Below are 23,660 nucleotides of genomic sequence, written 5' to 3'. Positions count from 1 at the left end.
AAAAGCGCAGACCCGCATTATGGCCTAGTGGCTGCGGCGTGAACGACGATCAGCCCGTGGCGTTCGCGCGCACCCAGTCCAGATAGGCGTCGTGCCCATGCTCCACGGGCACCGCGATCAATTCCGGCAACTCGTAGGGGTGCAACTGCAGCAGGCGCTTCCGGAGTGCCTCGAAACGCCCCGTCGTGGTCTTGATCAGCAGCAGCTCTTCGCCGTCGGTGGTCACGGTGCCCAGCCAGCGATACGTGGAGCTGATGCCGGGCAGGCGGTTGACGCAGGCGGCCAGCCGCTCGCCGACCAGTGCCTCGGCGATCCCCTGCGCGCAGGTGGCGTCGGGACAGCTGCAGTAACAGAGCAGGACGGTATCCGGGGTGGGCAGTGGACGGGCCATCGATCAAGCGTAAGGGGAAATGGCCTCGTCGGGCATAGTGGATGCGGCGAACTGATTTTTGTGGCCGGCCCTTGAAACCCGCCCTCGTCCACCCAATTAGCTGTCCGTCCCCCGGTTCAAATGCTCTTGCAGCGGCGCGGTATACCCGTAAAATTGGCACTCATCCACCTCGAGTGCTAACAAGACTGCCGATCCGGGTCCTGAAAGCCTTGTCCCATCTCAATAGTCAACTGGAGTTGTCCATGAGCACACTGCGTCCGTTGCATGATCGCGTCATCGTCAAGCGCCTGGAAGAGGAGCGCGTCTCCGCCGGCGGCATCGTCATCCCCGACAGCGCCACCGAGAAGCCCACCCGCGGCAAGGTCGTCGCCGCCGGCACCGGCCTGATCATGGCCGACGGCAAGGTGCGCCCGATGTCGCTGAAGGCTGGCGACACCGTGCTGTTCGGCAAGTACGCCGGCCAGGAAATCAAGATCGACGGCGAAGATCTGGTGTTCCTGAAGGAAGACGACATCGTGGCGGTGATCGAAGGCTGATTGCTTCAGAGTCTCGGGATCAGGGATTCGTCGAGCGCGTACATCCGCGCACGCTGACTCGCTCTTGATCCTTCGCGCTACCGCTTTAAAAAAAGCAAACCCCATTCCTATTCAATTTTTTTGAGGCAAAAAAATTATGGCCGCTAAAGAAGTACGTTTCGGCGAAGACGCCCGCGCCCGCATGCTCAAGGGCGTGAACACCCTGGCCAACGCGGTCAAGGTCACGCTGGGTCCGAAGGGCCGCAACGTCGTGCTCGAGAAGAGCTTCGGCGCCCCCACGATCACCAAGGACGGTGTGTCCGTCGCGAAAGAGATCGAGCTGGCCGACCGCTACGAGAATCTCGGTGCGCAGATCGTCAAGGAAGCCGCTTCCAAGACGTCCGATGTAGCCGGTGACGGCACCACCACCGCGACCGTGCTGGCACAGGCGTTCATCCAGGAAGGCCTCAAGGCCGTGGCCGCGGGCATCAACCCGATGGACCTGAAGCGCGGCATCGACAAGGCCGTGGCGGCCGCCGTCAGTGAACTGAAGAAGATGTCCAACCCGACCGCGAACGACAAGGAAATCGCCCAGGTCGGCACGATCTCGGCCAACTCCGACACCAACATCGGCGACATCATCGCCACCGCGATGAAGAAAGTCGGCAAGGAAGGCGTGATCACGGTCGAGGAAGGTTCGGGCCTCGAGAACGAGCTCGACGTCGTCGAAGGCATGCAGTTCGATCGCGGCTACCTGTCGCCGTACTTCATCAACAACCAGCAGAGCCAGCAGGTCGAGCTGGACGACCCGTACATCCTGATCCACGACAAGAAAGTGTCGAACGTGCGCGAGCTGCTGCCGGTGCTGGAAGCTGTCGCCAAGGCCGGCAAGCCGCTGCTGATCGTGGCCGAGGAAGTCGAGGGCGAGGCGCTGGCCACCTTGGTGGTCAACACCATCCGCGGCATCGTCAAGGTCGCGGCCGTGAAGGCGCCGGGCTTCGGTGACCGTCGCAAGGCGATCCTGGAAGACATCGCGATCCTCACCAATGGCCAGGTCGTGTCCGAGGAAGTGGGCCTGTCGCTGGAGAAGACCACGATCGCCGATCTGGGTCGCGCCAAGCGCATCGTCATTACCAAGGAAAACACCACGATCATCGACGGTGCCGGCGAAGCGGAGAAGATCCAGTCGCGCATCGCGCAGGTCAAGGCGCAGATCGAAGAGACCTCGTCGGACTACGACAAGGAGAAGCTGCAGGAGCGCGTGGCCAAGCTGGCCGGCGGCGTTGCGGTGATCAAGGTCGGTGCCGGCACCGAGATCGAGATGAAGGAAAAGAAGGCCCGCGTCGAAGACGCCCTGCACGCCACGCGCGCAGCCGTCGAAGAAGGCGTGGTCCCGGGCGGCGGCGTCGCGTTGATCCGCGCGCTGAAGGCGGTCGAAGGCCTGAAGGGTGACAACACCGATCAGGACCTGGGCATCGCGATCACCCGCCGTGCGCTGGAAGCGCCGCTGCGCGCCATCGTCGCCAACGCCGGCGAAGAGCCGTCCGTGATCCTCAACAAGGTCAAGGAAGGCAAGGGCAACTTCGGCTACAACGCGGCCACCGGTGAGTTCGGTGACATGGTGGCGATGGGGATCCTGGATCCGACCAAGGTGACCCGCACCGCGCTGCAGCACGCTTCGTCGGTCGCCGGCCTGGCGATCACCACCGAAGCGATCATCGCCGAGCTGCCGAAGAAGGACGAAGGCCACAGCCACGGTGCTGGCGGCATGGGCGGCGGCATGGGCGGCATGGGTGGCATGGACTTCTAAGTCCCCGCTGCCTCGCTGCATGGAAGAAAACCCCGCCTGGCGGGGTTTTCTTTTGAGCGCATCTCGGTCATCGAAATGGCGCCCGCGGCTCCATTGTAGGAGCCCGCTCGCGGGCGATGCTCTCCCCTCCGAAGATCATCCGGATGACCGACACAGCGCGTTCAACAATGGGTCAAGATGCCGCCGTCGTCACGGGGAAAAATGGTCCGAAAGACCCGACCGGGAATGGCCTGAATTTCCATTCGACCTAGGACACAAGAAAGCCCCGGGCGTCGCCACCCGGGGCCTAGTCTTATGCAAGGTCGTGGAACTCAATGCCCCTGCGTGGAAGCCTTCGTCTTGGCGTCTACCTTGGCATCGGCGCCGACCGACTGCTCGGTGGCGGTCTGCTTGACGGCGGTGCCGACCGAGCCGGCGGTGCGGTCGGCGGACTGGATCGCGGAATGTGCGGTGTCGCGCACGGCGCCACCCGCGCCCTGACCGGCTTCACCAGCCTTGCCGACGGTGTCGGCGGTGTTGATGCCTGCGGCGGTATCGACGTTGGCGTGGGCGCCGGCATGTGTATCGCCTGCGCCGGCCCCGGCCGAGCCGCTGGCATTCATGCCGGCATGGACGCTGTCACTGTCCGTGAGGGTCGAACGGGTCTGGCTGACGGCCTTGTGCGTCATATGTTTCGTCCGATGGTCGGTACGACGCAGGGTTTGGGTGGTCTGCGACTCGGTCTGGTCGACCGCGTGCATGGCGTTGGGCATTGCGCCAGGCATGGCTGCACCGGCATTCACGCCGGCGCCGACGTGCCCCACGCCGCCGACGTGGACCTGGGCGAACGCAGGAATGCTGAGCGCACTGGTAGCAACGATGAGGGCGGCAAGCATGGTCTTGTGCATGGCATGTTTTCCTTCAGAGAAGTGGGTGCGATGAAGCCTGCTGCTCCAGCGCTGGGACGACGCTAGTCGCCGATACCCCACCCATGCATGAACGCATTTGCCGACACTTCAGCCCGCAGACAGCTCACTGAATCGCCGCCCATATCTCGATGCGGCGATGACGCCGTTTTCACAACGACACACGCACGGCGTCTTGCATCGCGCCGTGTTCACCGCGGCATTACCGTGGCGGCGCCCCGCGCCTGCGCCGGCTCGGTGCCGCCATGGGCGACGCCGGAGGCCGGCGGCGAGGAGGGCTTCGGCAGCAGTTTGTCGAGCTTGCCGTCCATGCGCAGCTGACCGATGCTGGACATGGCCTGATCGATCTGCTGTTGCTCGCTGTCTTCGGGCGGCGGCGGCGCACCAGGGGCTTCGGTCAGCGGAGCGAGCTGCGGGCCGATCAGTCCGGTCAGGGCGAAATAGGCGTCGTCATGGATGCCGGCCTGTTCCAGCAAGATGCCGGGCAGCAGCCACGCAGCAGTGTCTTCCTGTCTGGACGGACCCTGCCGGTGCGGATCGACCAGCAGCCAGGTGCCCGCCTGGGCCAGCATGTCCTTGTTGTCGACGAAGCCGGCGATGCGGTAGCTGTTGCTCAGCCCCGGCAGGTGATCGCCGTAGAACAGCACCAGGCACGGCCGCTGGCGCCGAGCCAGCCATGCCACCAGCCGGCCGAGTTCGGCGTCGGCGTGCTGCAGATGGTAGAGATAGGTCTGCAGTTCCCGCTTGTCGAGGCCGGTGATGCCGTCGGGCACGGGAATGGCATCGCGTTCGGCGCGGTTGGCCGGCTCGACGTCGTACGGGCCGTGCGCCTCGATGCTGATGGCGAAGAGGAACTGTGGCGGCCCGGTGTCCTTCAATTGGCGCATGATCTCGTCGGTCATCGCGCTGTCGGCCATGTACTTGCCGTCCATCGCCGCGTTGGCGGGAAACGACGACTGCGACACGAAGCGGTCGAAGCCCAGCAATTTGAATGCGGTGCTGCGGTTCCAGAATGCCGGCTCGTTGCCGTGCAGCGCGATGGTTTCGTAGCCGTGCCTCTTGAGCGTGCGCATCAGGCTCGGCACTGCCTTGTGACTCATCTGCAGATAGGGGAATTGCAGATTGTCGAAGTAGCGCAGCGACAATCCGGTGAGCACCTCGAACTCGGTGCGGATGGTGCCGCCGCCGAAGGTCGGCACATGCAGCTTGCCGCTGATTCCATGCGCGGCCAGACGGCGCAGGTTCGGTGCGAAGTTGCTGGTTTCGTAGCCACGCAAGATGGTGGGGTCGAAGAACGATTCGCTCTGTACCACCACGATGTCGGGCAGCGGACCGTTTGTCGCCGGCGCCTGCATGGACTGTTGCAGCGATGCCGCAGACTGATTGATCAGTTGCGCTGCGGCCACGCGATCCGGTTTGCGCTTGCCGTGACCGTAGTGCAGATGAAACATCATCAGCGAACTGAGCAGGCCCGAATGGGTGCTGGTGGCCGAAGCCGACCAAGGTTCCAGCCACAGCACCTGGCCGTTGTAGATTTTTCCCCAGACCGGCAGGCCGGCCAGCAGGCTGATCAGCCCCAGCGTCAACACGCTACCGGCCAGCAGCCGCTTGCCGTGGGTGCGCCGCGGGAACAGCGGCGGCTCGTAGCGCCACATCGCGACGGCCAGGGCCACGCCGGTCAGCAGCCCCAGATACGGCCACGGGCTGTGCGGCAGATAGCCGGCGAGCAGGTGCATACCGCCCCGGCGCAACTGGCCGACCATGCGAAAATCGTCGGGCAGCAGCGGCGTGCCGAGGTTCGCGATTTTCAGCACATTGACGCTGTACACCAGTCCCTGCAGCAGGAACGTCAGCCCGAACGACAGCAGTAGCCGGCGGCTGATCACCAGCAGCAGGCCGGCGAGCAGCAGGCCCGGCCACGCGTTCGCCAGCGGAAACCGGGGTTGGTCGAGCAGCCGCAGCGGGGAGACGCCCATGCCGCCGTCCACCACGCCAGTCAGCAGCACGAACGCCAATGCCAGCAGCAGTACCAGTGCGACACGTGGAGTCCACATGCGCCAACGACCGGGCGTGTTTGCGAAGCTCAGGGGCATGGCCGTCCTGCTGGGGCTGTCATGGGGTGGACACAAGAATGTAACGGGATTCGGATGAACAAGGTGTAGCAGCGAATGGTGCGTTTCAGGCTTGTCCGCGGGTTAAGCAACGCGCAACACCCGAGCCGGTGCACCGGGCGGGTCGCGCATGCCGGCTCGGGTCGGTCGCGTGCCCTTTGCGGCACAATGGTCCGATGCCTGCCCATGAATCCCCCGCGCTGCGAGCGTTGATCGACGATCGCTACAGCGACCTTGCCGTCCGCTGCCGCGTCGCCGGCGTACCGTTGCACGACGACGCCGGTGTGGCCGAACGGATCCGGCGCACCTTGCTGGCCAGCGACTTCGCCTTCGAGGTCTGGCGGCGCCAGCCGCAGCTGCTGGCGCCGCAGGGGCTGGAGCGGCTGCGCTCCGGCAGCGATGCCAGCGCGCGCATCGAAGCGCTGAAGCTGCCCGGCGATGAAGCCGCCTGCATGGCCGCGCTGCGCCGCTTCCGCCACGCCGAGGCATTGCGGCTGGTGTTCCGCGACATCAACGGACTGGACGATCTGCCGGAAACGCTGTCGGCCACCAGCGTGTTGTACGAGGCGCTGCTGGGTATGGCGCTGGACTGGTCCGGACACGCGCTGGCGGCGCGCTACGGTCACAGCCGCACGTATGAAGGAGTGCGGCAGCGACTGCTGGTGATCGGTTTCGGCAAGCTTGGCGGCAGCGAGCTGAATTTCTCCTCCGACATCGACCTGGTGCTGGCCTATCCGCACGGCGGCCAGACCGATGGCGCGCGTCCGCTGGACAACAGCGAATACTTCATCCGGCTCGGCCGCCAGCTGGTGCGGCTGCTGAACGAGCCGACCATGGACGGCATCTGTGCGCGGGTCGACCTGCGCCTGCGTCCGTTCGGCAATGCCGGGCGGCTGGCGCTGTCGTTTGCCGCCATGGAGCAGTACTACCAGAGCGAGGGGCGCGACTGGGAACGCTATGCCTGGATCAAGGCCCGACCGGTGGCGGGCGATCGGGCCGCCGGCAAGCAGCTGCAGGAACTGCTGCGGCCGTTCGTCTACCGCAAGTATCTCGATTACACGGCCTTCGCCGGCCTGCGCGAGATGAAGGCGCTGATCGATGCGGAAGTCGCCCGCAAGGATCTGGCCGACAACCTCAAGCTCGGCCCCGGCGGCATCCGCGAAATCGAGTTCATCGTGCAGCTGACCCAGCTGATCCGCGGCGGCCGCGAGCCCAGCTTGCGGGTGCGCGGCCTGCTGCCGGCATTGACCGCATGCGAGGCGCGTGGGCACATCGGTGCCGCCCGTGCGCGCATGTTGCGCGAGGCGTATGTGCTGCTGCGCCGCGTGGAAAACCGGGTGCAGATGCTGCGGGATGCCCAGACCCACGACATTCCCGATGACGCCCTCAGCCGCGAGCGCATCGCGCTGAGCCTGGACTATCCCGACTGGGACACGCTGGACGCGGCGCTGGCGAAACAGCGCGCCATCGTCAGCGAGGAATTCGCCGCCGTGCTGATGCCGCAAGGCGGCCGCGCCGCCAGTGTGCCGGCGGCGGACATGGTCCTGTGGCAAAGCGCCTGCGACGAATCGCTCGATGCCGCGGTGCTGGAAGCGTCCGGTTTCGTACCCGGCGCCGAACTCGCGGACGTCCTGCTGAAATTGCCGCAGGCTGCATCGGTGCGGGCGATGTCCGCGCGCTCGCGCGAGCGGCTGGACCATTTGATGCCGCAGTTGTTCGGCGCCGCTCGCGACACGGTGGCACCGGTGCCCAGCCTGCTGCGCCTTTGCCGGCTGATGCAGGCAGTGGCGCGGCGCTCGTCGTATCTGGCCTTGCTGGAAGAACAGCCGGCCGCGCGCAAACGGCTGGTGTGCCTGTTCGCCGAAAGCGCGTTCCTGGCGGAGTGCGTGATCGCCCAGCCGCTGCTGCTGGACGACGTGCTCGACCCGCGTATCGATCAACTGCCGTTCAAGCGCGCCGACATCGCCGCCGAGATCGCCCGCGTGCTGACCACGCTGGACGAGCGCGAGGCCGAGGCCGAGCTCGACCGCATCAACGAATTCAAGGCGTCCACCGCGTTCCGTCTGGGGCTGGCCTTCAACGACGGCCGCGCCGATGCGGTTGCCACCGCACGGCGGCTCGCTGCCCTGGCCGAGTCGGTGGTGGGCGCGGTGCTGGCGCTGGCCGAGCGCGAGCTGATCGCCCAGCATGGGCGGCTGCCCGGCGAGGGCTCCGGCTTCGGCGTGCTCGGCTACGGCAGCCTGGGCGGCGAGGAGCTGGGCTTCGCCTCGGATCTGGATCTGGTATTCGTCTTCGACGGCCGCCGCGCACAGGCGATGAGCGACGGTCCACGCCCGATCGAGGGTTCGCGCTGGTACCAGCGGCTGGCCCAGCGGGTGATGAACTGGCTCACCATACTGACCCGCGGCGGCCGCCTGTACGAGGTCGATACGCGGCTGCGTCCGGACGGCTCGAAGGGTTTGTTGGTCAGCAGCCTGGACGCGTTCGTCGCGTACCAGAAAAGCCGCGCCTGGACGTGGGAGCATCAGGCCTTGCTGCGCGCGCGCCCGGTGGCCGGCGATGCGGCACTCAACCGCGAGCTGGCCAACGTGCGCCGCGAGATTCTTGCCGTGCCGCGCGATCTCTCCGCGGTGCTGACCGACGTCAGCAACATGCGCCAACGCTGGCGTGCCGAGCGCGATCGCTCCGACGCGCGCCAGTTCGACCTCAAGCAGGGCCACGGCGGCCTGCTCGATATCGAGTTCGCGTTGCAAGGCCTGGTGCTGGCGCACGCGACGCAACGGCCCGACCTGCTGGGCGTCACCGCGAATGCCGGCCTGATCGAGGCGTGTCGCACGGCCGGCTGGCTCGATGCCGCCCAGGCCGCGGTCCTGACCGTGGCGCACGCCGACCTGCTGCAGCGTGCGCTGGCCTGCACGCTGGATTTGCGTCCCCGCGTCGCGCCCCGCGATGCCGGGCTGGAACAGCTGAGCGCGGGTGTGCGTGGAGTCACCGATGCGCTCGGTTTCGCCTTCGATGCATCGGGCAGCCCCAGATAGTCCGGACGAGAGTGACGGTCCCGCCGCGGCCCTGGTGAACGAAACCCATCGGCGAAACTTGTCGGGCACCTCGTTGACAGGGCAAGATCGGCGCAAGGCTAACGTCACCCGGAAGAATCGACGTCGTTCGCAAGGGGGGACATGACAAGGCGGTTGCCCGCGATTCTGTTCGCGATCTCGATCTGTATATCCGGTATGCGGTCAGCCGCCGCATTGGATCCACAGACGCCATTCCACGCCTTGATTCTCGATCACTGGAGCGTCGGGCAGGGTCTGCCGCAGATCACCGTGCTCGGCATCGCGGAGGACCGCGCGGGCTTCCTGTGGATCAACACCCAGCTCGGAGTGGCTCGTTTCGACGGCAAGCAGTTTGTGACGTTTGACCGCGGCGGCACCGGGGTCGATACCAGCATGCTCACCGCGGTCTGGGCGGATCCGCTGGGTCAAGTCTGGTTCGGCGGCGCACACGGCTTGTTGCGCGAACGCGACGGGCATTTCACGGCTCTTGGCGGCGACGCGGTCAATGCGATCATCGATGCGGGGGACGGCACGCCGCTGCTGGCCACCTCGAATGGTCTGGCGCGGGTGCGGGATGGCCGGATCGTGACGGTTCCCGGCTATGGCGGCCCCGCGTTCAGTCTGCTGCGCGAAGGCAAGCTGCTGTGGATCGGTGGCCTGGGTCGCGTATGCCGCTTCACAGGAACGCTGGATCAGCCGACCGTGGCATGCGTGAAGCAGGGCGTCGTGCCGCACCAGCCCGTAGGCGTCACCAGCATGGCCAGCACTCATGGTGTGCTGTGGCTCGGCACGCGCCTGGGGCTGATGCGCATGGACGGGAATCGCATGGTTCCCTCCGGGCTGAGCGGCGAGCTCGACACCATCTCGATCGAAAGCCTGCTGACCGATCGCGGCGGTACGTTGTGGATCGGCACCGTGCCGGCGCTTTATCGACGCTTGCCCGATACCGGTCTGGAGCGGGTGGACGATGGCGACATCATGCACAACCCATGGATCCAGGCGCTATACGAGGATCGCGCGGGCAACCTGTGGCTGGGCACGCATATCGGCGGCCTGTACCGGGTCTGGAATGGCTGGGCGCGGCGGGTGTCGATCCGCGACGGCGTGGCGGACCCACTGGTCTGGAGCGTCGTGCGGGGGCCGCACGGCGAGATCGTGCTGGGCACCAATTCCGGCGTGGAAGTCTTCGACGGGCAGCGGGTACACCCGCTGATTCCGGGCAGCGCGCTGCCGAACCCGTCGGCCTACGACTTGTACTACGACCATCGAGGCCGGCTCTGGATCGGCACCCGGGCGGGCATCGCGGTCTACGACCAGGACAGCAACGTCACTCCGTCCGCCCTGTCCGCGCTGGGCAACTGGCAGGTCAACGACATCCGCGAAGTCGCCGATGACGATTTCTGGATCGGTACTTCCGGCGGCTTGTATCGCTGGCATGCCGGTGTGCTCAGTCGCGCCGATCCGGGCGCGTCGAGTGCCGCCGGGTCGATCCGTTCGATCCTGCCGCTGGCGCCGGACCATTTGTACCTGGGCACTGAGGATGGTGTACGCGAACTGCGCGACGGCCATCTGACGCAGCCGGCATGGGCAGAGCCGCTGCATGGCCATTTCGTCACTCGCGTGGCCATGCTGGACCGCGACAAGCTGGGTGTCGCCACCACGGATGCCGGCGTGGGCGTCATGGTCGATGGACAGTTGCGCATGACCAGCGAGAAAGATGGCCTGCCCAGCGACAACGCCTGGACGCTCGACGTGCTCGACGGCGAGCTCTACGTCGGTTCGGTGGTCGGTGCGTGGCGGCTGCCGCTGGCGCAGCTGCCATTGCCGGGTTCGCCGGCGCGCCAGGTGGTGCCGCAACTGATCGCCGGCGAGGCGCGCGCCACCAGTTTGCGCGGCGCGCATTGCTGCAACGGCGGTGCCGGCTCGCGCAGCGTGGCCGCCGGCGACGTCATCTGGTACAGCACGACCGACGGCGCGCTTGGGCTGAATACGCGCACGCTCGGCGCCAAGCCGGAGCCGCCGGCGGCGGCGATCGAATCCATCGTACATGCCGGCGCATTGCTGCCGGACGAACCCCTGGATTTGCGCGAGGGAGCGCGCGACCTGGCGATTCAATACACCGCGCCCTATCTGCGCATCGGCACATTGAAGTTCCGCTATCAGCTGGAAGGCTACGACACGGAGTGGCAGGACGCGGGTGTCCGGCGCAGCGCGTTCTACACGCACCTGCCGCCCGGCAAGTACCGTTTCCGGGTTGCCGCCACGCTCGCCGGTGCTTCCGGGTTCGGCCCGGAGGCGGATCTGACGATCCGGATCGAACCGCGCTGGTACGAACGCGTACTGGTGCGCGGCTTGGCGTTGCTGCTCCTGTGCCTGAGCATCATCTTGCTGGTGGCGTTGAGCATGCGCGCGCAGCGCCGCCGCAGTGCGCGGCTGGAAGAACAAGTCGCCCGGCGCACCGAACAGCTTGCGCGGGCCCTGGAACGCCTGCGTGTGACCAACCTGGCGCTGGCCGAGGAAAGCCATACCGATGCCTTGACCGCGCTGCACAACCGGCGCTACCTGCTGATGCGGCTGCCCGAGGTGCTTGCCGGCGACGAAAGCGTCGCGGTGCTGCAACTGGACATCGACTATTTCAAGGAGGTCAACGACCGGTACGGTCATGCGGTGGGCGATGCCGTATTGCGTGCGCTTGGCCGCTTGCTCACGGCCGCGCGACGCGACAGCGACATCACCGTGCGCTGGGGCGGCGAGGAGTTCTTGCTGCTGCTGCGCGACGTCGATGCGGCGAGCGCGCTGGCCATCGCCGAACGCTTGCGCCGCGATATCGCCGCGCAGGACTTCGTCGATGGCCGCGGCGGCAAGATCAAGCTGAGCTGTTCGATCGGCTTCAGTCTGCATCCGGTCGCCGAGCACGTCGATGGCTCCACTTTCGACGCGGCGCTGGAACTGGCCGACCTGGCCCTGTATCGGGCCAAGCAGGATGGGCGCAACGTCAGCGTCGGGCTGGTCGCCGCCGCGCCGATACCGGCGGAAGTTCTGCGCACCCCGCTGGCGCCGCAACTCGATGCGCTGCTGGCCTCGGGCCACCTGCGCTGGGTGCGCGACGCTTCTTAGCGTCCGCCGCAGATGCGCGCATCGCCCGTGCGCGTTCCGGTCGCGTCGCTCAACCGTGGTTGTGGCTGCATATCCGGTCGCGCAGGGCGCTTGCGATCGCGTCGGTCTCGCGCAGCGGCGGTGCGCGTCTCGCCATGTCCACGTCGTCGATATCCTGCAGCAAGCCGGCGCTGCGCAATGCCTGATGAAACCGTTCGATCTTCGCCGGCAGCGGCGTGTTGACGAAGGTCTGCACCGGGCAGCCCACGGCGCAGGCCTCGCTGAGCATGTTCACCGAATCGGGCGTGACGATCAGCCGGTCGGCCCAGCCGAGCACGCCGGGATACGGGTTACGGCCGTCGTCGCGACCGGCCCAAAGCAGGCCTGGCACGCCTTTCAGGGCATCGCGAAAAACCTCGATCAGCGCGGGCGAGGTGCGCCGCGAGGCCAGCACCAGCAGGCTGCCGCCTTCCTGGCGCTGGCGTCGCAGCAGACGCTTGGCCAGTTGGCTTGCATAGTCCGCATTCAGCGCGATGCCCTTGCGCGGGCCGCCGAGCAACACGCCGACGCGCGGCTGCGGCAGCTCGGCGAAGTGGGGGCAGGATTCGCGCCCGTCGGCGAGCCACGCGTCGTCCACCGAATTCAAGGAGCCCAGCGGGCGCAGCACGTTGGCGCCGTCGACCTGGTCGTGCCGCGGCGCGATCACCGTATCCCAGTGGGCAGGATCGATACGCGGATCGAGGATCTGCACTGTGTAGCACTGATGATCGGACAGCCCACGCAACAGGCGGGTGAACAGTGCCGCTGCCCGGCCGCAGCCGATCGCCACGTGGGGCCATGGCGGTGCAAACAGTTCGCGCTGGCCAGCGGCCAGCGCGAATCGGCCGCCGAGCGCGAGACGCGGCGCCAGCCATGTCCATGGCGCGCGTGGCTCCAGCAGCAGGTGGCGGATCGGCATCTGCAGGCGCTCGGCCAGCGCCAGGGCCTGGCGCTGATTGCCGGCGGCGGCGTCGGTGATCACCCAGCATTCGCCGTGCAGCTTCAGCATGGGCGTGGGTGCCCCGGCATTGTTTCCCAAATGAGCACAGTACGTTCCCCGTAACCGTTATCTGCTGGCGTACGCTCGCCTATACACTTGCCGCCCATGGCGCCGTCGGCCCATCCCTGCAGCAGAGGATACTCATGACCGAGTTGCTTTCCGAGGCCAGCCTCGACCAGTTGTTCCGCGAAGCCCGAACCTTCAATGCCTGGTTGCCGAAGGAGGTGAGCGACGAGCAACTGCGTCAGCTCTATGAACTGGCCAAGTTCGGCCCGACCAGCGCGAACTCTTCGCCGATGCGCGTGGTGTTCGTGAAGTCGAAGGACGCCAAGGCGAAGCTGGCGCCGTTCCTGTCCGAAGGCAACCGCGCCAAGACCATGGAAGCGCCGGTGACCGCGATCATCGCCACCGACCACGAGTTCTACGAGCAGCTGCCGAGGTTGTTTCCGCACGCCGATGCGCGCAGCTGGTTCGTCGGCAACCAGCCGCACATCGACACCACTGCGTTTCGCAATGCGACCCTGCAAGGTGCCTATGTGCTGATGGCGGCACGTGCGCTCGGGCTCGATTGCGGGCCGATGTCCGGCTTCGACAACGCCGGCGTGGATGCGGCATTCTTTTCCGGTACCGCCATCAAGTCGAATTTCCTGATCAGCATCGGCCACGGCGATGCCAGCCGCAATCTGTTCCCGCGCAGTCCCCGGCTTTCGTTCGACGAAGCCTGCACGATCGCCTGAAACCACCCCACCTTCAACCTTTCAAGGACTCACCTCATGCGTGCATTGAAATATCTCGCTCTCGCCGGCCTGCTCGGCGCCGCCGTATCGGTGCAGGCGGCGCCGGTCACCTACAAGCTCGATCCGAGCCACACCATGGTGCTGTTCAGCTGGAACCACTTCGGCTATTCCAATCCCACCGCCGACTTCGGCCTGGGCGAGGGAACCCTGGTATTCGACGAGCAGGATCCGGCGAAGTCGAGTGTGGACGTGACCTTGCCGCTGGACAAACTCGACACCCACGTGCCGGCGCTGGACAAGCATTTGAAGGAAGCCGATTTCTTCAACGCCGACAAGTACCCGACGGTGACGTTCAAGAGCACCAAGGTGCAGCCGCTGGACGGGCATAAATTCAACGTCACCGGTGATCTCACCGTGCACGGCGTGACCAGGACGGTGGTGCTGGCCGCCACGCTGAACAAAGTCGGTACGCACCCGATGACCAAGGCGCAGTCGATCGGTTTCGATGCCACCGCCAGCATCAAGCGTTCGGACTTCGGCGTCGGTGCGTATGTGCCGATGGTCAGCGACGAGATCAGCATTCGCATCACCACGGAAGGCTCCGTGCCGAAGGCCGGCGCGGCCAAGTAAGCTTCGGCGGCCACAAAAAAACCGCGCCCGAAACGGCGCGGTTTTTTTGTGGCCGCGTCCGGGCGGTGTCAGTCGGCCTTCAGGCCGGCATTCTTCAGCGATTCCAGCTTGCCCATGTCGACGCTGGTGGCGGCTTGTTTCAGCTGATCGATGCTGTCGGCCGTGCCGCTGGCCTTGACCGTGAAACGTTTGCCCAGCACCACGCTGTATTCACCGGATTTGGACTCGGTGTTCCATGCTTCGTGGACCATGTTGCCGTTCGCGGTGTAGGTCTTCTCGTAACCGTGATCGGTTTCCTTTTCTTCCTCCGGCGCCATTGCCGCGGCCATCGCCATGAAGCCCTTGGCGCCACCGGTGTCGGTGATTTCCAGGGTGATGTGCTGGCCGCTGTCGCTGGAGTAGTCGGCGCTGGCTTCGGAAATCTGCATGCCCATCGCACTGTTGCGCTGGGCGGAACTGCTGGTGCGCTTGAGGTTGCCCAGGCTGTCGGGCAGGAACGCCTTGATCTGATCCGGCGCGAGCGCCTCGACGGTGCCGCCACCGGCCACGGCGCCCATCATCTTGCCCATCGCGGCCGACTGCGCGGCGTTGTCGCCGGACCTCTGCGCGGCATCGAGTTCCTTGCCGGCCTGCTCGGCGCGCTGGCCCATCGCAGCGAGTTTGCCGAGTGCGCTGTTGCTGTCGACGGTGACGCTGTCACCGTTGCTGCCGGTGAGGTGCAGCTCGCTTATCGCCGCGCCGGTCATCGCGGCGGTGCCGATCACGCCGCCGACGATCAGGGCAATGATCCAGCTCAGCACGATCGCGATGATCACGCTGACCGCGGTATAGCCGCCGGCCTTCTCCGCCGGGCATTTCATCGTATGCGGCAGGCCGAGATACAGCAGGTAAATGGCGTAGACGGCCCCCGCCAGCGCGATCAGCCAGCCCAGCCACGGCACGATCACGGCGATGCTGGCGACCCAGCTGGCGGTCCACGAGTAGGCGACGGTCTTGAGCGCCTGCACCATGTCCTTCTGGCCGCCGAAGGTGGGCGCCAGCGCGTTGATAATCAGGGCCATCACGTAGACCAGCACCAGAGTCAGTATGTAATGCAGGAGCATGCCGACGATGCCCATGCCGATCGGCGTGCGCACGGTGATGCCGAATACGCTGGTGCCGATCAGGCTGCCCTTGATGAAGCCGGCGACGATCGGGAAGGCCGCGACGATCGCGATGTAACCGGCGTAGAGGCTGTTGGTCGTGGCCGGCTCGGTGGCGACGACGGGCCACTCGGTCCTGGGTGCCATCAGGATGGCCTTGACGCGTTCGACGATTTTTCCGAAATTCATGGTCTGCTCCCAAAGCAGTTGCAGTGGGCCCGGCGCGGTGCGCCGGGTCGAGAGTGATGTACCCGTTTCGTGACCAAACCCGCAACAGCCTCTCGGCCGAGAGCCGCGGCTGATTCCCCGCTCCAAACCCCTTCCGCCCCCCGACAGAAGGCTGCAGCCTGCTACCATTCCCGGCCTGATGTCCAGTCTGGAGTCCGCTGATGTCGCCCCCCTCGTCCGCGATGGTGCCGCTGGTGCCGGCAAATGCCGAAAATCGTTATGAAGTGACGCGCGCCGACCTGCCGCTGTCCTGCCCGATGCCCGGCATGGCGCTGTGGAATTCGCACCCGAAGGTGTATCTGCCGATCGTCGATGACGGCGGGGAATCAACCTGTGCCTACTGCGGCGCGCAATACGTGCTGCGCGACTGATCCTCTGGATGTATTCGAACCGCTGGCGGCACCGTTTTTGCTTGCCTTGGTTGAATGAAAGCCTCCAGCCCAGAGCTCATGTCCAGCATTGCCGTCCCCGCCAAGCTGCTGACTGTGGTCCAACTGATCCCCGCGCTGCATTCCGGTGGAGCGGAGCGTTCGGCCCTGGAGATCGCCCGGGCGCTGGTACAGGCTGGTCACCGCTCGGTGGTGATCTCGGCCGGGGGGCGGCTGGTCGAGCGGCTGCATGCCGAGGGGAGTGAGCACGTCACACTCGACCTGGGCCGCAAGTCGCTGCGCACGCTGGGCCGGCTCGGGGCATTGCGGCGGGTATTGCGCGAACTGAAACCGGACATCGTGCACGCCCGTTCGCGGCTGCCGGCCTGGCTGGGCTGGTGGGCGATGAAGGGGATGGCGCCACGGCCGCACTTCATCACCACGGTGCATGGGCTCAATTCGCCGGGGCGCTACAGCGCGATCCTGCTGCGCGGCGAGCGGGTGGTCGCGGTCTCGCAGACCGTGCGTGATTTTGTGCTGAGCCACTACCCCTGGCTGGAGCCGGCCAAGGTTCGGGTCATTCCGCGTGGCATCGACCCGGACGCGTTCCCCTACGGACATCGGCCTGACGATGCGTGGCAGAAGGCCTTCTTTGCCGAATACCCGGCATTGACCGGCGCGCCTTTGCTGACCCTGCCCGGGCGCGGCACGCGCCTGAAAGGGCATCACGACGCGATCGAGCTGCTGGTCGATCTCAAGCGCCGCGGCATCGAGGCGCGCCTGCTGCTGCTGGGCGTGATCGAGCCCGGTCGCGAGGCGTATGCGGCCGAGCTGCGCGAGCTGATCCGCGTACGCGGCGTCGCCTCGCAGGTGGTGCTGACGCCCCCGCGCCACGACGTCCGCGACGTCTATGCGATATCGGCGTTGATGCTGCAACTGTCGAACAAGCCCGAATCGTTCGGGCGCACCGTGATCGAGGCGTTGTCGCTGTGCCGCCCGGTGCTCGGCTACGCGCACGGCGGCGTCGGCGAGTTGCTGGCCGAACTGTATCCCGCCGGTCGGGTGCCGCCGGGCGATCGCGAGCGGCTGGTCGAGCGCGCGGCCGAGCTGCTGCGCGTGGCGCCGCCGATTTCGCCGCTGCAGAGTTACCGCCTGGCCGACATGCAGCAGGCCACCCTGGCGCTGTACGACGAAGTGGCTGCCGGCTGAGAACCAGCTCGGGACCGCGAACGTTCGCGCTCGCCTACAATGCGTGACCGCCTCCGTTCCGGTCCGCCCATGAATTCTTTCGGCACCTCACTCAAGGCCGCGCTGCGTTCCCCATTGCTGCCCTTCTGGCTGGTGATCGCGTTGCTTCCGTTCGGGCGCAGTTCGGAGCTGGGCACGTTCCTGTGCCTGCTCGGCGTGATCATGGTGTTTGCGCGGGACCCGCAGGCGCTGCAGCAGCATGCCGGCGCGCGTTTGCTGCTGTGGTTACTGGCTGCCTATGTCGGCGCGGCGCTGGTGTCCGCCGTCGATGCGATCATGCCCGGCAAGAGCTGGAGCACGGTGGCCGCGCTGCTGCGCTACGTCCCGCTGGGCTTGTATGCGTGCTTCGCGATCCGGCGCGAGCACAAGTTGCAGGCGCTGTATGTGGCCGTCGCCCTGGTGCTGGCGCTGTGGTGCGCCGACGCGTGGCTGCAGGCGCTGACCGGCTGGAGCCTGGGCGGCCACGCCGAGGCCGAGCGGGTCTCCGGCATTTTCGGCGCCGACAATCTCAAGCTGGGCCCGACCTTGGCGGTGCTGTCGCCGTTTGCGCTGTGGGCGGCGCGGCGACGCTGGGGTTTGCCGGGCCTGCTGCTCGCCTTCGTGCTGATACTCGGGCCGGTGTTGCTGGCCGGCTCGCGTGCGGCCTGGCTGTGCTACGCACTGGTAGCGCTGGGCTTTGCCTGGCGCGAGGCCCGCTCGCCGCTGCGCTTTGCCGGACTCTGCGTGCTCGCGGCGGCGCTGCTGGCCCTGGCCGGCGGGGTCGCCTGGAAAACCTCCGTGCGTTTCCACGATCGGATGCAGCGCACCCTGCTCGTATTGAATGGCACCGACCAGTCGATCGATACCGCGCTCAGCGGCCGGCTCGAGATCTGGCACGCCAGCCTCGGCATGATCGCGGCGCATCCCGTCAACGGCGTCGGCGTGCGAGGTTTTCGCTATGCCTACCCGCAGTACGCACCGGCGAACGATCGGTTCGTGGCGACCGGCGAAGCCTGCGGCGTCGGCGAGGGTGCCTGCCATGCGCACCAGGTGCTACTGGAGGTGCTCACCGAGACCGGCGCGATCGGCCTGCTGCTGTGGCTGGCCGCCGTGGTGGTGGCATGGCGCGCCTGGCGCCGGGTCGGTGCGGCGGCGCGCACGCGGGCGTTCCCGGCCACGCTGGCGCTTGGCGTGATGCTGTTTCCGTTGAACACCCATCTGGCGTTCTATTCGGCATGGTGGGGCCTGTTGTTCGCGTGGCTGCTCGGGTTGTGGTGCGCGAGTCTATTTGTAGCCGGCATCCCTGCCGGCACAGCAGAAACCGGCATCCCTGCCGGACTCCTCAAAGAAGCACGCCCGGGGGAGACGCTCGATGGGGCGTGAGCTGCTGTCGGTGGTGGTGACCACGTTCAACAACGCCGATACGCTCGACGCCTGCCTGCGAGGGGTGAGCTGGGCCGACGAGATCGTCGTGCTGGACTCGGGCTCGACCGATGCCACCACGGCAATCGCCGCGCACTACGGCGCCCGCATCCACACTCAGACATTTGTCGGATACAGCGCGCAGAAGCAGGCGGCCATCGACCTGGCCAGTCATCGCTGGGTACTGCTGCTGGATTCCGATGAATCGCTGGACGCGGAATCCGCCGCAAAGCTGGAGCAGGCGTTGCGGGCGCCGCAGCACGCGGGCTATCAGCTGTGGCGGCGCGAGTGGCAGTTCTGGCGCTGGCAGTCGCGGCGCAGCCGGCTCAACCACTACGTGCGCCTGTTCGATCGGCAGCGTGCGCGGATGAGCGAGCACGAGGTGCACGAAGAGGTGCAGGTGGACGGCTCGATGGGAGTGCTGGACGTGGTCATCGATCACCATGGCGAGCCCGACATCAGCGGACGCGTGGCCAAGGCGAACCGCTATTCCAGCATGCAGCTGACCGATCTGGCCCGGCGCGAGGTGAGCTGGCTGCGGCTGCGCATGGTGGTGTATCCGGCGGTGGCGTTTCTGCGTTACTACGCGCTGCGGGGGCATTGGCGTTCCGGCTGGGCCGGTTTCATCGCGGCGCGGATCCATGCGTTCTACGCGTTCCTGAAATACGCCAAGCTGTACGAGCTGCAGCGTCGGCGACAGGATTGAAGCGACGTCGCATCAATCGGCGCCGCATCGATCCCCAAGCAGGCTGCGCCGAAATTCCTCGGCGATCACCGGCGTGCTGAAGTGCTGCTGCACGTAGTCCTGCGCCGCCGCCCCCATTGATTTGCGCAAGACGGGGTCGCACAGCTTCAGGATCGCGTCGCGCCACGCGGCGACGTCGCCCGGCGGCAGCAGCAGGCCGGTCACGCCGACATCCAGTGTCTCGGGGATCCCGCCGATATCGCTGCCCAGCACGGGGACGCCGGCGGCCTGCGCCTCGACCGAAACCCGGCCGAAGGTTTCCGTCGCGATCGACGGGAAGGCCAGCATGGAGAACGCGCTGTAATACGGGTGGATGTCATGGATCCAGCCCAGGAAGTGATGCCGGCTCGCGGTCGCGGTTGCGGCCGCACGCTCGCGCAGGGTTTGCGCGTCCGGGCCATCGCCCAGCCATAGGCAGTGCAGCCGCGGCTGTTCGGCCATCGCCGCTGTGGCGGCATCGAACAGGGGAAAGATGCCTTTGCCGGTGTGCATGCGACCGGTATAACCGAGCACGATCGCGTCCTCGCCCAGGCCGAGCGAACGCAGGATCTCGCTGCGCTGTTGCGGATCGAAGCGGCACAGCTCCATGTTCACCGGGTTGTACAGCACACGCACCAGATGGCCGGGGACGCCGCGATCCAGGTAGGCCTGGCGGGCGTGCCTGGAGACGGCGAAGAAGTGTTGCGCGAGACGGGGGATCAGGTAGGCGGAAACCGCCTTCATAGGGGGCGTGCGGTGCCGGAACAGTGCCACCGGCACGCGCAGCAGCCGACCGGCCACGATCAGCGGCCAGTATTCCTTGCCGAAGTTTCCGACCAGCCAGTCGGGCTTCAGTTCGCGCGCGGCCCTGAAGACCGCGGCATAGCCGCGCAGGTCGAGCACGTTGCGGAATTTCGCCTTGTACAGGCGCACGCGGGACCGCGCCAGCCCCTGCCAGATCAGGCCGTCGGGGTAGATCACCGCGCTCACTTCGTGCCCGGCCTCGGCCATCGCCTGCACCAGGGCGACGAAATGACTGGCGGCACCCGTGTTCTCGGGATTGGTACCGACAAAGAGCAGTTTCACGCGCGGCGATCCTCGTAACCCGACATCACCCGCATCGCGAATTGCGGCAACAGGTGATGGCGCGCGATCTGCACCCGCGGCAGCTGCCACAAATCCATGCCGGCGACGGCCCGGCCGCGGCGGGTCGTGGTGGCGGCGGCGAAACCGGCTTCGCGTACCGCGCCGGCCACGCGGTCGTCGGCGTCGCCGTACGGGTAGCAGAACTGGGTGACCGGCACGCCGAGACGATCTTCCAGCGTGGCCTTGCTGCCGCGGATCTCGTCGCGCAGCTGCGCATCGCTGCATTGGGTCAGCCGGGGATGGCTGACGGTATGCGCACCGACCTCCATGCCGCCGTGCCGCCAGTCGCGCAGTTGCTGCACCGACATCAGCGGCTTGCGCACGCCCAGCCGCTCGTCGTCCCACTCGTTGTATCGACCGATGCTGCCGCTGACGACATAGCAGGTGGCGCTGAAGCCGTGACGCTGCAGTATCGGCAGCGCAGACTCCAGATTGTCCGCATAGCCATCGTCCAGCGTGACGACGGCGACGCGGCCGCTGCGCTCGCCTTGCAGGTACGGCATCGCGTCGGACATGGAGAGTCCGCGGTAGCCGAACTGCCGCAGCAGCCACATTTGCCGCGCGAATGCGGCAGGGCCGACGTACAGGCTGCGCCAACGGCGAATGTCGCGCGGTGCGTGCGCGATGTTGTGGTAGGTGAGGATTGGTAGTGCGGCTGCCCGCTCCGATGCAGTACGTGTCATGCGTGGCTGATCGACATCGTCGTTCGTGGGAGTTCCGGAAACCGGCGCGGGTTCATGCGGCATTTTCGCACGAAGCGCGCCAACTACAGTACGGCACGCTTCAATATGGCGGCTTCAATATGGAGATGGCCCGTCGTCCGGTCGTGTCTTGAAGCGCTTGTGCACCCACAGGTATTGCGCCGGTGCCTCGCGCGCCATCTGCTCGATGCAGGCGTTGACCCGGGCGGTATCGTCCAGCACGTCCGTGCCGGGGAAGTGTTCCAGCGGTGCGCCGAGCCGCAGCTCGTAACCGCTGCCGTCGGGCAGGCGGCGATGGAAGAACGGAATCACCACTGCACCGGACATCCGGGCCAGGTGATGGGTGGCGGTGATGGTCGCTGCCGGCACGCCGAAGAACGGCACGAACATGGTGTCCTTGCTGCGCATGTCCTGATCCGGCGCGTACCACAGCGTGCCGCCGCCGCGCAGGTATTTCACCGTGCCGCGGATATCGTCCTTGTCGAACATCGCGTCGGCATAGTGCAGCCGCGCCCGCAGCACGATCCATTCGAACGCGGCCGAGTCCATCCGGCGATACATGCCGGCGATGCGGATCCGTTGCGAAACCAGCCGCGCGCACAACTCCAGATGCGAGAAGTGACCGCCCACCAGCAACACGCCCTTGCCCTGCGCCCGCGCCGCCTCGAGATGCCGCAGTCCCTCGATGCGGGTCGGGATGCCGGCGATGCGGCGATCGCTGCCCATCCAGCCCAGCGCGAATTCCACCAGCATCAGGCCGATGTCGCGCAGGTTGGCGTCGACCAGCGCGGCCCGCCCGGCGGCATCGAGTTCGGGGAAGCACAGCGCGATATTGGTCTCGGCGATATGCCGTCGCTCGGAGGGAATTCGCCATACCAGCGCGCCGAGACGGCGGCCCACCCACATCAGCGAGCGCTGTGGCAGTCGCGCGATCAGCCAGATCGCAGCCACGCCCAGCCATGCCGGCCATTGGCGCGGCGCGAGCAGGGAGTGGGTGAAGTGGGGGCGGGGCATGCCGGGCATCGTCGGCATTGTAGCGGGCCGCCTTCGACAGCGAGTCAGTTGGGTTCGACGGGTCTCGCTATACTCGCGCGTCCGCTGCAAGGATCCACGGTTGCGTTATCTCTATACCCTCGCGATGTTTCTGGCGACGCCGCTGCTGGTGCTGCGGCTGCTGGCGCGCGGGGTGCGTTCGCGGCCATACCATCGCCGCTGGCCGGAGCGGTTCGGTTTTTTCGATCCGCCAGGGTTCATCGGAAGCCTGTGGGTGCATGCCGTATCGGTCGGCGAGGTGAACGCGGCCGAGCCGCTGATCAAGGCATTGCGCCGGGATTATCCGAACGCGCCGCTCGTGATCACCACGGTCACGCCGACCGGTACCGCGCGCGTACATCAGCTGTTCGGCGACAGCGTATTCCATGTCTACCTGCCGTACGACCTGCCGTTCGCCGTGGGCAGATTCCTGAAAAGGATACGGCCGCGACTGGCACTGATCGTGGAAACCGAGATATGGCCGAACCTCTATTTCGCCTGCCGGCGGCGGGGAATTCCGCTGATGATCGTCAATGCGCGGCTGTCCGAGCGTTCGCTGCGCGGCTACAAGCCGCTGCGCGGGCTGGCGCGTTCGGCGTTGCGTTGCGTCCGCGTGATTGCCGCGCAGTCGCGCACCGATGCCGCCCGTTACCGGCTGCTGGGTGCCGACCCGCAGCAGATACTGGTCACTGGCAACATGAAGTTCGACATGCCGATCCCGGATGGCGCTGTGGCGAAGGGTGCAGTCATGCGCAGCCATTGGGGACCGCGGCGGCCGGTATGGATGGCCGCGAGCACCCACGAAGGCGAAGAACTGGCGGTACTCGAGGCACACCTGCAGGTATTGCATCGATTGCCCGATGCCCTGCTGCTGCTCGCGCCGCGTCATCCGGAGCGCTTCCGGGTCGTCGAACAAGCGGTACGCAGCCTGGGCTTCACGGTCGCCACACACAGTAGCGATGACGTGCCGTCGCCATCGCATCAGGTCTTCGTGATCGATGCGATGGGGCAGCTGATGCCGTTCTTCGCGGCGACCGAGGTGGCCTTCGTCGGCGGCAGCCTGGTGCCGATCGGCGGCCACAATGTATTGGAGCCTGCAGCCCTGTCCGTTCCGGTCCTGGTAGGTCCGCATACTTTCAACTTCGAGGAGATCACCCACAGCCTGATCCAGCAAGGTGGCGCCGAACGCGTGGCTGACGCCGATCGGCTCGGCCCGGACGTGCTGAAGCTGTTGCTCGACGCCGCCAAGCGCGCGCGCATGGGGCAGGCCGCGCAGCAAGTGTTCGAGCGCGAACGCGGCGCGGTGCAGCGGATCATGCGGCTGATCGATACGGCGCTGCAGGAATAGCCCCCGTGCGACGGGTGCAACGAGTGGCGGCT

Annotated in this window: 19 protein-coding genes; 11 read left to right on the top strand and 8 right to left on the bottom strand. The window is 66.5% G+C overall.

Translation table 11 applies throughout. From position 1 onward, the window contains the following. Positions 1-49: 49 nt before the first annotated feature. Positions 50-391, bottom strand: coding sequence for a divalent-cation tolerance protein CutA (cutA, locus tag ACFPPB_RS05445; protein ID WP_377325138.1), 342 nt, complete (start codon positions 389-391; stop codon positions 50-52). A 242-nt stretch (positions 392-633) separates the two neighbouring features. On the opposite strand from cutA, the gene ACFPPB_RS05440 reads away from it, so the two are divergent. Beyond that, positions 634-927, top strand: a complete 294-nt coding sequence (locus ACFPPB_RS05440; RefSeq protein ID WP_007081521.1) for a co-chaperone GroES — start codon at positions 634-636, stop codon at positions 925-927. A 136-nt stretch (positions 928-1,063) separates the two neighbouring features. Then, positions 1,064-2,716 carry a chaperonin GroEL gene (gene groL / locus ACFPPB_RS05435; RefSeq protein ID WP_377325136.1) on the top strand — a complete coding sequence of 551 codons (1,653 nt, stop codon included), beginning with the start codon at positions 1,064-1,066 and terminating at the stop codon, positions 2,714-2,716. 311 nt (positions 2,717-3,027) lie between these two features. Here groL and ACFPPB_RS05430 read toward each other — a convergent pair whose 3' ends face one another. Further along, positions 3,028-3,603: a hypothetical protein gene (locus ACFPPB_RS05430; RefSeq protein ID WP_377325134.1), complete on the bottom strand. Its 576-nt coding sequence runs from the start codon at positions 3,601-3,603 to the stop codon at positions 3,028-3,030. Between the two features lie 209 nt (positions 3,604-3,812). Continuing rightward, positions 3,813-5,675 (bottom strand): LTA synthase family protein, encoded by a 1,863-nt coding sequence (locus tag ACFPPB_RS05425; RefSeq protein ID WP_377325132.1) that lies wholly within the window; start codon positions 5,673-5,675, stop codon positions 3,813-3,815. A gap of 233 nt (positions 5,676-5,908) precedes the next feature. On the opposite strand from ACFPPB_RS05425, the gene glnE reads away from it, so the two are divergent. Next, positions 5,909-8,770, top strand: a complete 2,862-nt coding sequence (glnE, locus tag ACFPPB_RS05420) for a bifunctional [glutamate--ammonia ligase]-adenylyl-L-tyrosine phosphorylase/[glutamate--ammonia-ligase] adenylyltransferase (RefSeq protein ID WP_377325130.1) — start codon at positions 5,909-5,911, stop codon at positions 8,768-8,770. A 195-nt stretch (positions 8,771-8,965) separates the two neighbouring features. Then, positions 8,966-11,905 carry a diguanylate cyclase gene (locus tag ACFPPB_RS05415; protein WP_377325128.1) on the top strand — a complete coding sequence of 980 codons (2,940 nt, stop codon included), beginning with the start codon at positions 8,966-8,968 and terminating at the stop codon, positions 11,903-11,905. 49 nt (positions 11,906-11,954) lie between these two features. Here the strand turns inward: ACFPPB_RS05415 and ACFPPB_RS05410 are convergent, their stop codons facing one another. Continuing rightward, a complete protein-coding gene (locus ACFPPB_RS05410) occupies positions 11,955-12,932 on the bottom strand; it encodes a mitochondrial fission ELM1 family protein (RefSeq protein WP_377325126.1) in 978 nt (325 codons plus the stop codon). Between the two features lie 134 nt (positions 12,933-13,066). On the opposite strand from ACFPPB_RS05410, the gene ACFPPB_RS05405 reads away from it, so the two are divergent. Together ACFPPB_RS05405 and ACFPPB_RS05400 are read left to right on the top strand one after the other, a co-directional pair. Further along, positions 13,067-13,660 carry a malonic semialdehyde reductase gene (locus ACFPPB_RS05405; protein ID WP_377325124.1) on the top strand — a complete coding sequence of 198 codons (594 nt, stop codon included), beginning with the start codon at positions 13,067-13,069 and terminating at the stop codon, positions 13,658-13,660. Between the two features lie 36 nt (positions 13,661-13,696). Then, positions 13,697-14,290, top strand: coding sequence for a YceI family protein (locus ACFPPB_RS05400; RefSeq protein ID WP_377325122.1), 594 nt, complete (start codon positions 13,697-13,699; stop codon positions 14,288-14,290). Between the two features lie 68 nt (positions 14,291-14,358). Here ACFPPB_RS05400 and ACFPPB_RS05395 read toward each other — a convergent pair whose 3' ends face one another. Continuing rightward, positions 14,359-15,621, bottom strand: coding sequence for a Yip1 family protein (locus ACFPPB_RS05395; RefSeq protein WP_377325120.1), 1,263 nt, complete (start codon positions 15,619-15,621; stop codon positions 14,359-14,361). Positions 15,622-15,821: 200 nt separating this feature from the next. On the opposite strand from ACFPPB_RS05395, the gene ACFPPB_RS05390 reads away from it, so the two are divergent. The 4 genes from ACFPPB_RS05390 (at position 15,822) to ACFPPB_RS05375 (ending at position 19,383) form a co-directional block, all read left to right on the top strand. Further along, the gene (locus ACFPPB_RS05390) at positions 15,822-16,031 is read left to right on the top strand and encodes a zinc-finger domain-containing protein (RefSeq protein WP_377325118.1); all 210 of its coding nucleotides are present in this window, start codon (positions 15,822-15,824) and stop codon (positions 16,029-16,031) included. Positions 16,032-16,109: 78 nt separating this feature from the next. Beyond that, positions 16,110-17,237 carry a glycosyltransferase gene (locus ACFPPB_RS05385; protein WP_377325116.1) on the top strand — a complete coding sequence of 376 codons (1,128 nt, stop codon included), beginning with the start codon at positions 16,110-16,112 and terminating at the stop codon, positions 17,235-17,237. 69 nt (positions 17,238-17,306) lie between these two features. Next, the gene (locus ACFPPB_RS05380; protein WP_377325114.1) at positions 17,307-18,638 is read left to right on the top strand and encodes an O-antigen ligase family protein; all 1,332 of its coding nucleotides are present in this window, start codon (positions 17,307-17,309) and stop codon (positions 18,636-18,638) included. Further along, entirely contained in the window at positions 18,628-19,383 is a 756-nt protein-coding gene (locus tag ACFPPB_RS05375) for a glycosyltransferase family 2 protein (RefSeq protein ID WP_377325112.1), read from the top strand. The genes ACFPPB_RS05380 and ACFPPB_RS05375 overlap by 11 nt, the downstream gene beginning before the upstream one ends. Positions 19,384-19,395: 12 nt before the next feature. On the opposite strand, the gene ACFPPB_RS05370 is transcribed toward ACFPPB_RS05375, so the two are convergent. From ACFPPB_RS05370 to lpxL, 3 genes are all read right to left on the bottom strand, one after another. Beyond that, positions 19,396-20,487, bottom strand: coding sequence for a glycosyltransferase family 4 protein (locus tag ACFPPB_RS05370; protein WP_377325110.1), 1,092 nt, complete (start codon positions 20,485-20,487; stop codon positions 19,396-19,398). Then, the gene (locus tag ACFPPB_RS05365; protein ID WP_377325108.1) at positions 20,484-21,230 is read right to left on the bottom strand and encodes a polysaccharide deacetylase family protein; all 747 of its coding nucleotides are present in this window, start codon (positions 21,228-21,230) and stop codon (positions 20,484-20,486) included. The genes ACFPPB_RS05370 and ACFPPB_RS05365 overlap by 4 nt, the downstream gene beginning before the upstream one ends. Positions 21,231-21,344: 114 nt before the next feature. Beyond that, complete coding sequence (gene lpxL / locus ACFPPB_RS05360; protein WP_377325106.1) at positions 21,345-22,262, bottom strand: LpxL/LpxP family Kdo(2)-lipid IV(A) lauroyl/palmitoleoyl acyltransferase; 918 nt, start codon at positions 22,260-22,262, stop codon at positions 21,345-21,347. Positions 22,263-22,362: 100 nt separating this feature from the next. Here lpxL and waaA point away from each other — a divergent pair, with 100 nt between their 5' ends. Further along, positions 22,363-23,628 (top strand): lipid IV(A) 3-deoxy-D-manno-octulosonic acid transferase, encoded by a 1,266-nt coding sequence (gene waaA, locus ACFPPB_RS05355; RefSeq protein WP_377325104.1) that lies wholly within the window; start codon positions 22,363-22,365, stop codon positions 23,626-23,628. Positions 23,629-23,660 lie beyond the last annotated feature (32 nt).

Origin of the sequence: Rhodanobacter terrae (assembly GCF_042657005.1) — a bacterium.
Taxonomy (GTDB): domain Bacteria; phylum Pseudomonadota; class Gammaproteobacteria; order Xanthomonadales; family Rhodanobacteraceae; genus Rhodanobacter; species Rhodanobacter terrae.
The sequence above is the reverse complement of the archived record's forward strand: the minus strand, read 5'-3'. Positions and strand labels throughout refer to the sequence as shown.

Excerpts from the sequence above, each read along its gene's own strand:
- cutA (WP_377325138.1), bottom strand. The coding sequence starts at position 391 with ATGGCCCGTCCACTGCCCACCCCGGATACCGTCCTGCTCTGTTACTGC.
- ACFPPB_RS05440 (WP_007081521.1), top strand. The coding sequence starts at position 634 with ATGAGCACACTGCGTCCGTTGCATGATCGCGTCATCGTCAAGCGCCTG.
- groL (WP_377325136.1), top strand. The coding sequence starts at position 1,064 with ATGGCCGCTAAAGAAGTACGTTTCGGCGAAGACGCCCGCGCCCGCATG.
- ACFPPB_RS05430 (WP_377325134.1), bottom strand. The coding sequence starts at position 3,603 with ATGCACAAGACCATGCTTGCCGCCCTCATCGTTGCTACCAGTGCGCTC.
- ACFPPB_RS05425 (WP_377325132.1), bottom strand. The coding sequence starts at position 5,675 with ATGTGGACTCCACGTGTCGCACTGGTACTGCTGCTGGCATTGGCGTTC.
- glnE (WP_377325130.1), top strand. The coding sequence starts at position 5,909 with ATGCCTGCCCATGAATCCCCCGCGCTGCGAGCGTTGATCGACGATCGC.
- ACFPPB_RS05415 (WP_377325128.1), top strand. The coding sequence starts at position 8,966 with ATGCGGTCAGCCGCCGCATTGGATCCACAGACGCCATTCCACGCCTTG.
- ACFPPB_RS05410 (WP_377325126.1), bottom strand. The coding sequence starts at position 12,932 with ATGCTGAAGCTGCACGGCGAATGCTGGGTGATCACCGACGCCGCCGCC.
- ACFPPB_RS05405 (WP_377325124.1), top strand. The coding sequence starts at position 13,067 with ATGACCGAGTTGCTTTCCGAGGCCAGCCTCGACCAGTTGTTCCGCGAA.
- ACFPPB_RS05400 (WP_377325122.1), top strand. The coding sequence starts at position 13,697 with ATGCGTGCATTGAAATATCTCGCTCTCGCCGGCCTGCTCGGCGCCGCC.
- ACFPPB_RS05395 (WP_377325120.1), bottom strand. The coding sequence starts at position 15,621 with ATGAATTTCGGAAAAATCGTCGAACGCGTCAAGGCCATCCTGATGGCA.
- ACFPPB_RS05390 (WP_377325118.1), top strand. The coding sequence starts at position 15,822 with ATGTCGCCCCCCTCGTCCGCGATGGTGCCGCTGGTGCCGGCAAATGCC.
- ACFPPB_RS05385 (WP_377325116.1), top strand. The coding sequence starts at position 16,110 with ATGTCCAGCATTGCCGTCCCCGCCAAGCTGCTGACTGTGGTCCAACTG.
- ACFPPB_RS05380 (WP_377325114.1), top strand. The coding sequence starts at position 17,307 with ATGAATTCTTTCGGCACCTCACTCAAGGCCGCGCTGCGTTCCCCATTG.
- ACFPPB_RS05375 (WP_377325112.1), top strand. The coding sequence starts at position 18,628 with ATGGGGCGTGAGCTGCTGTCGGTGGTGGTGACCACGTTCAACAACGCC.
- ACFPPB_RS05365 (WP_377325108.1), bottom strand. The coding sequence starts at position 21,230 with ATGACACGTACTGCATCGGAGCGGGCAGCCGCACTACCAATCCTCACC.
- lpxL (WP_377325106.1), bottom strand. The coding sequence starts at position 22,262 with ATGCCCCGCCCCCACTTCACCCACTCCCTGCTCGCGCCGCGCCAATGG.